A 6,218-nucleotide genomic window follows, 5' to 3' on the forward strand; every position below is an offset into this window, starting at 1 on the left:
ATCTTCACTTTGGCTATTGTTTATTATTATTTTGCTTGCAGTGATTCTCGATGGCATTATCAGTCAAATAGAGCAAGTATTTGTTTCCCTTCAAATAAAACGCTTTGAATCGCATATTACAAAAGGCATATTCCATGCGATCTCACATGCAAATTTATCTCGTTTCAGTCAGCTCTCGAGTGGAGAATATCTAGAGAGAATTTCGATGATTCACGCTATCAAAAACTTCTTTGGTGGCGATAGCATTAAAGCGAGCATAAATGCTTTAACCAGTGCGATAACAATAATCGTTATATATTTCATAGATACAGGTGCGGGCCTAACCGTATTAACGGCCTCATTTATTCTTTTCTTGTTTGCACGCCACCTTTCAAAATCGAAAATCAATACGCTCCCTAAAAAATCATATTATGAAGGACAAACCAACTCGAAAGTTCTTGAAATTGTTTCCAATCCCACCAATCTAAAAGCCAGCGCTATGGAAATGCGTATGGAAAATTTGATGTCGAATTTGGTCAAAACGCGGGAACGTCGGAGCACTGAATATGAAGAACTAGATTCTCAATTCAATCTCATGCTCACTTTGATCCAACACGTTACTGTTTCATTAGTTGTAGTTCATTGCGCAGTATCAGTCATTAGCCAGGATATCAGCCAAGGTGTGATGGCGGCGGTCATCCTATTAACAAATCGTTATTTCGCACCTTATCAACAAATTATGCACACCTTATCGCGCTGGAAAATCAATGAGGTATACCTTAATCGCTTAAACGAACTTCTTGAGCTCGATGAATTTACAGTGAATCAGACGGATACAAATCTAAGACTAATAAATTTAGAGGTTCCCTCTTTTAACAAAACCTTGGCGCTCGGCCAGTTATGCGTGTTGAGTGGTCCTTCATGTAGCGGTAAGACCTACCTTTCTCAATGCATTACACGTGAACGGGAGGAACACGCAGAGTCCATTAAGACAAACGGCAAACCTATTCAGAATATCCCTTATAAAATATGGCGTGAACAAGTGATTCATATTAACCGTAGCTCAAGCTTTATTGAAGGGACAATCATAGACAACATTACATGTTTCCAACCCGCACTGCATAAAGCCGCTTATGCGCTTTGTGAAGCAATGCAAATCAAGCACACCATAGATGAGCTAAGGCAGGGGTTTTATACAGAGTTTCGCTCGACAAATACCGTTCCATTGCCTCGTCAAGTTATTTATGCATTGGTTATTATTCGTGCTGTTTTGAGTCGTAAATCGATCATTATCATTGATGATCTGGACCTAATCTATGACACCCGTTTTGTTAAAAACTTGGTCACCTGTATTCGTCCGCGCTCAGATGCTTTTATCTGTATTTTTGTATCCAATCGGCTTCACGAAATCTACCCAAAACTTGAGCATATCGTTTTACCTCAACGATCGTTAAAGAATCAAGCGAGGAACATAGAACCAAAACATCAAAACAAAAACGATATAAATAAGGATATCATTGCATGAATACCTTAGTTGCCTTTGACGAAGTTGAACAACGTCTGCATCAATTTGCAAATAGTCCCTTAGGTGAAAATTACTTTGAGGCACACCCAATTTCTCGTGGAATCGCTTTTAGCTTAGTCGCACTAGGCTGGGAAGGAACACCTGGTATTTTAGCCGATGCATTTTTGCCCACCAATGAAGATCATGAAGCTTTCACGAACACACTTACACGTTTAGGTTATAGCCCTGAGCACGAGGATGGTGTCACACGGGAGAGATTAGCTAAAATTGACAGTCCTTGTTGGATCTCATGTATTGGGTTTAACGGTATTCTGATCGAGTATAACCTCGAGAAACAGCAACTATGCATCTATGACTACCGCAATGACAATTTGTTCTATAAAGAGGCTGATGAGCAGAATTATACGATCATTCACATCTCGCGTTATTCCAAATTGTTTCGCGAGCCTCCGCCTGAGAGCCAAGACAAAAGCAACTGGATAAAGTATTGTTTTTATCGCTATAACCGTGAGTTACACCAACTAACAATGCTCAGTTTTATCGTGAGTATTTTGGGTGCAGTCAACCCTTTCTTTATCATGATCATTTACACCTTCGCATTAACTTCAGGTTCTCTTTCAAGCCTCGCTTGGCTAACAGCGGGATCTATTATAACCGCGCTTTTGGAATACAAATTCAAGAGAATGCGCTTGGATATTCTGAATAATTCAGGACAAGATCTTGCCATCTATATCGCATATACCGTCACATCAAAATTACTCTGGCTGCCCTATGCTCTGACGACTGGCGCAAGGGCTTCTGCACAACTTGCACGTCTAAAAGATATTGATCAGTTTCGAAAATTGGTGACTGCAGAATCAACGCTTTCTTATTTCGATTTCCCTTTTATCTTAGTATTTCTAATTGCCATCATGCTGCTTTCTGGGCTCGCAGCTGTAGCTGTTGTAGCAGGTGTTATCATCATGCTGCTTTACTGTCTCTACGCACGCCAAAGTTATGAACGAGCCACCTCGCAAAACTCACGTGCAAATGCGATGGTCTCTCATCAATGGAATGAGCTGTTCACTAGATTGGCTTCTATTCAAGGTTTGCCCCTAATACAAGTAATAGAATCACGTTTTGGGGCTGCACAATCACGGAGTTTAGATGATTCCAACCATGTAGCGATCACTAATTCGCGGATCCAGAATACTGGTCAAGTAATGACGCAAGTCATCGGCACATTAAGTATAGTGATCGCGGTGTTAGCCGTGATGCAAGGTTTAAATGAACCGAGCGCAATGATTGTAATCATTATTTTGGTGTGGAAAGCATTAACACCAATTATGGGAGTATTCAATGCAATCACCCGTTTTAAATCGATTCAAAGCTCTGCACGTCAAGTGAATGCATTGATGTCCTTGGATGATGATCGCCAGAACCTAGAAAAAAGCCCACCTATCGATCAAGTAAGCGGCAATATTCAAGTGCATGGCCTGACTCATCGTTATTCAGGCAGTACTAAAGGCTTAACTAATCTCGAATTCAAAGTGAATGCGGGCAGTAAAGTCACCATAGTTGGACCACCCGGCTGCGGCAAAACCAGTTTATTAAAAGTACTTGGTAATCTTGAGCAAAACTATCAAGGAACGGTATTGTGCGAGGGTTATAATATCCATCAATTTAATAATTATCGCTATCGTCGGTCTGTTAAATACGTGCCTTTTGAAAGTCATTTTTTCTATGGGACGATGAAGGAAAACTTTGAGCTATATAACGGGACTATGCGCGATAGAGATATGCGCGAGGCTGTCGACTTATTTGGCTTGAGCGAATACTTTCCTCAAAGCGTTAATACCTTGTTATCGCCATCACTTATCAACGAGCTGCCAAATGGAATTCAACAGCTGTTACGGCTTTGTATTAACCTTGGAGACATGCGTCATAGCTTGTATTTGTTAGATGAACCTTTACTTGGCTGCGCAGATGAGTTCGGCAAGATTGTTACTTCGCTCATATCAGGTCCCCTCGAGAATAAAACCGTACTCGCAGCGACCAATGAAAAAGCCATCGTTGCATCGTTTAATGAATGTTTATTACTCGATGATCTAGGCGGGCAAAAGTATTTTGGCTCGCCAGATAAAGTGATTCAGACTTTGTAGTTTAAGTGTGTGCTGGACTCTTATAGAAAAAATAGGATGGAGTATTACATACCTCTAAACTCATCGTAGCGGAATCGCCTTCTCGAAGGATGAGTGACTGCCAGTCAAAAATGGATTAAGCGAGGACTGTATGAGCGAAAGAAGAGAGCGAGTTCCGCAGCGCCATTTTTTACCAAGACACGAATGGACCCGAAGGGCCTAAGAGCAGGTACGCCTTCCTTTGGTACTTTCTTGGGCGAACAAGAAAGTACCAAAGTAAGAAAAGAAGAGTAGAAACTAGGATTTTAGGGGTACCGCAGGCCCCAAGAGCTGAGGCGCGTATAGATTTTTAAGACCTTTGGCATCAAAGGTCTTAAAACGCTGTCGACCGCCGCCGACAAGAAAAGATTAAAAGTCCGACGTCTGACGTCTTTTCGCTTCATCCCACAGCTGATCAAGCTCTTTTAGGGTGCAGTCTTCGAATGCCTTACCTTGCTCTGAAAGAGCTGATTCGATGTAATTGAATCGTGAGGTGAATTTGGTGTTGCAAGAACGCAAGGCTTCATCAGGGTTTACTTTCAGGAACCTTGATAAATTCACACCACAAAAAAGCAAATCGCCCACTTCATCCGTCAGCTTTTCATGGATATCAGGGTCACGTAAGCTTCGTCCCTTTGCCTCGTTTAAGACCTCACGAATTTCTCCGATCTCTTCCTCTAGTTTAGCGAACACGTCATCGATGTTGTCCCAATCAAAACCAACATTCGAGGCACGACGTTGAAGTTTCTCAGCACGCCCTAGCGCCGGTAACGCAACTGGAATGTCATCTAAAATACTAAAGGTTTTGTCTTGCTTACCACTCTGCTCGGCAAGCTTCGCTTTCAGAGCACGTTCTTCGGCTTTGATGGCATCCCACTGCCCTTTTATTTGGTCATCGGTAAAGCGAGTACCCTCTGGGTGATAGGCATGCAGCTCTTTATCTGGGAAGACGTGAGGATGTCGGCGCAGCAGTTTAGTCATGATCGCATCAGTGATATCCGTAAAGTCGAAGCTACCTTCTTCTTCGGCAATGCGTGCATAAAAAATGACTTGGAAAAGTAGATCGCCTAATTCATCACGCATCTCATTGCGATCACCCTGCTCGATAGCATCCGCTACTTCATAGGCTTCTTCTAGAGTATGGGGAACAATACTCTCAAAAGTTTGTTTTACATCCCACGGGCAACCACGTTCTGGATCGCGCAGACGCTCCATCAAATATTTTAAATCTTCAATGGTATAGCGCGGCGAAGGATCAGGCATTGCGTTTTCGTCTCGCTTCGATGACATTCGGAAGTTGCTTTATTTTTGCTAACACGCGCCCTAAAGAATCTAAGGATTTAATCTCAGCATTTAGAATCAAGGTGGCGGTATGTTCTTGTTGATTAGAGAAGGTATTTACACCTGTCAGATTCACTTTCTCATCGGCTAGGATCGTGGTCACATCACGCAATAGACCTTCACGATCAAAGGCTTGAATTTCAATCGCAACATCATAAGCGGCATCGGGAGAAGTCCCCCAGCTCACCTCTATAACGCGATTAGGTTCATGATCCTCAAGCTGCAGCATGTTCATGCAGTCTTGTCGATGAATCGATACACCACGCCCCACAGTGATGTATCCAACAATCGGGTCACCTGGCACGGGATTACAGCAATTTGCCATGGTCGTCAGCAAGCGACCAACACCACGGATCTGAATATCATCATCTGCTTTCGTTTGCTGACGACGTTGCTTGGGCTCGAACTTCAACTTGAGTTGCTGTTCTTCTGGCGCCAATAAACGTTGTGCCGCATGCGCAACTTGCGTTGGTTTTAAATCACCGGCGCCAATCGCAGCAAACATATCATCCGCATTATCAAATTTGGTTTCTTGCGCTAAATCTTTAAAGGCTAGATCACCAATAGATAGGCGTTTTAATTCATCTTCGAGAATGGCGCGGCCATCTTGGATATTATGGTCACGATCTTGTTGCTTAAACCAATGAACGACTTTGGCACGGGATCGAGACGTTTGAATATACCCGAGGCTCGGGTTCAACCAGTCTCGACTTGGCGCTGGATTGTTGGAGGTTAGAATCTCTACTTGTTCGCCAGTTCTTAAAGGGTACGTAAGCGGAACAATACGACCATTCACTTTTGCACCGCGACAAGCATGACCTACATCGGTATGAACGCGATACGCCAAATCAACGGGTGTTGCACCGTTTGGCAAATCGACGACATGCCCCTTTGGTGTAAACACATACACACGATCGGCGTTGACATCAGCGCTTAAGTGCTGCGCTATTTCTGAAACATCACCGACTTCTTCTTGCCACTCTAGAACTTGGCGCAACCAATTAATTTTGTCTTCGTAGCCAGTCGACCCTGATTTAACGTCAGTTCCCTTGTAACGATAATGCGCACAGACACCTAACTCGGCTTCGTCATGCATCTCTTGAGTACGGATCTGAATTTCCATGACCTTACCGCCAGGACCTACCACAGCGGTGTGTAATGAGCGATATCCGTTTTCTTTCGGGTTCGCTATGTAATCATCAAATTCATAAGGA

The 6,218-nt window shown here is 43.1% G+C and carries 4 protein-coding genes; 2 read left to right on the forward strand and 2 right to left on the reverse strand.

From position 1 onward, the window contains the following. Nucleotides 1-1,504 (forward strand): ABC transporter ATP-binding protein (locus A3762_RS22320; protein WP_068757687.1); only part of this gene is annotated, 1,504 nt, incomplete at its 5' end. Next, nucleotides 1,501-3,645 (forward strand): ATP-binding cassette domain-containing protein, encoded by a 2,145-nt coding sequence (locus A3762_RS22325; protein WP_068757692.1) that lies wholly within the window; start codon nucleotides 1,501-1,503, stop codon nucleotides 3,643-3,645. The genes A3762_RS22320 and A3762_RS22325, both read left to right, overlap by 4 nt. Before the next feature lie 387 nt (nucleotides 3,646-4,032). Here the strand turns inward: A3762_RS22325 and mazG are convergent, their stop codons facing one another. Together mazG and A3762_RS22340 are read right to left on the reverse strand one after the other, a co-directional pair. Beyond that, nucleotides 4,033-4,953, reverse strand: coding sequence for a nucleoside triphosphate pyrophosphohydrolase (mazG, locus tag A3762_RS22335; RefSeq protein ID WP_082869299.1), 921 nt, complete (start codon nucleotides 4,951-4,953; stop codon nucleotides 4,033-4,035). Continuing rightward, nucleotides 4,919-6,218: bifunctional (p)ppGpp synthetase/guanosine-3',5'-bis(diphosphate) 3'-pyrophosphohydrolase (locus A3762_RS22340; protein ID WP_156493672.1), on the reverse strand; the 1,300-nt coding region annotated here is incomplete at its 5' end. The genes mazG and A3762_RS22340, both read right to left, overlap by 35 nt.

The sequence above is a fragment of the Oleiphilus sp. HI0125 genome (assembly GCF_001635355.1).